This window comes from Mesorhizobium sp. M1329 (assembly GCF_040318035.1).
GTDB lineage: Bacteria > Pseudomonadota > Alphaproteobacteria > Rhizobiales > Rhizobiaceae > Mesorhizobium.
In genome coordinates, this window is the sequence record NZ_JAMYLN010000087.1 from 1 (window position 1) to 1,149 (window position 1,149).

The 1,149-nt window shown below is 62.4% G+C and carries 1 protein-coding gene; it reads left to right on the forward strand.

Annotation, left to right across the window (positions count from 1 at the left end; all coding sequences use genetic code 11):
- Positions 1-77: 77 nt before the first annotated feature.
- Positions 78-1,037 carry an IS5 family transposase gene (locus NKH21_RS32670; RefSeq protein WP_352870019.1) on the forward strand — a complete coding sequence of 320 codons (960 nt, stop codon included), beginning with the start codon at positions 78-80 and terminating at the stop codon, positions 1,035-1,037.
- Positions 1,038-1,149 lie beyond the last annotated feature (112 nt).

The following is a 1,149-nucleotide window of genomic DNA, read 5'->3' on the forward strand; positions in this document are numbered from 1 at the left end:
CACCTTCTCCCACAAGGAGCCTGTTGCGTAATTCGCTGATTGTGATTCTCTGAGGCGGACGCGCTGAGGGAATCGCGATGGCAGTGAAGCAGACGGGCCAGTTGAGCTTGGCGGAGGCTTTTCTAGGCACCAAGCTTGTGGGCGGCACTTCGCCGCTCGACCGATTGTCGGGTCTTGTGAAGTGGTATCGGTTTGAGAAACTGCTCAACCCGCTGCGTGATGGCGGTCCGGGTCGGGCGGCTTGGCCACCGCTGGTCCTGTTCAAGGCGCTTTTGTTGCAATCGCTCTACGGGCTTTCGGACCGTGAGTTGGAAGAGGCGCTTGGCGACCGGCTGTCGTTCCGGCGCTTTGTCGGGCTCGGGCTGGAGGAGAGCATTCCCGATCACACGGTGCTTTCGCGCTTTCGCAATCTGCTTGTCGGCGAAGGTCTGCTCGATAAGTTGTTTGGCGAACTGGACCGGCAATTGGAGAAGGCCGGCGTGATCCTGAAGCGTGGCACGATGCTGGATGCCACGCTGATCAATGCGGTCTCGTCACCGCCGACGCTTGAGCGGCCGTCGAAGGATCCAGATGCCCGCATCACCGCGCGGCAGGGCAAGGGCGGCTTCACCTTCGGCTACAAGGCTCATGTCGGGGTGGATGAGGGCTCTGGCCTGATCCGCACGGTGATCACCACACCAGCCAACGTCAACGACACGGTGATGGCCGATGATTTGATCCGTGGCGACGAGAAGACGGTGTGGGCGGACGCCGCTTACGACACCCATGCCCGCCGCGCCCGGCTCAAGGCCGAGGGCAAGAAGGTGCGCATTGCGCGCCGCCCCAACAAGCATCATCCGCAGTTGCCGCCGCGGCTCAAGCACTACAATCGCCTGATCGCCAGACGCCGGGCGACGGTCGAGACCACCTTCGCCACGCTCAAGAACCGTATGGGATTGACCGCAATCCGCTATGTCGGGCTGGCCAAGGCGACCGCCCAGGTGACGATGGCGGCGATCGCATTCAACATGCGCCGATGGGCCGCCATCACGGGATAGGTGCGGCTACAATCCGGCCGTAAGAGGCCGCACCGCCGCCAAAACCCCCACCAAGGCGCCAGAGCTCAAGAATACGAGCGAAATCCCTGCAATCCGATCCCTTCAAACATCC

Excerpts from the sequence above, each read along its gene's own strand:
- NKH21_RS32670 (WP_352870019.1), top strand. The coding sequence starts at position 78 with ATGGCAGTGAAGCAGACGGGCCAGTTGAGCTTGGCGGAGGCTTTTCTA.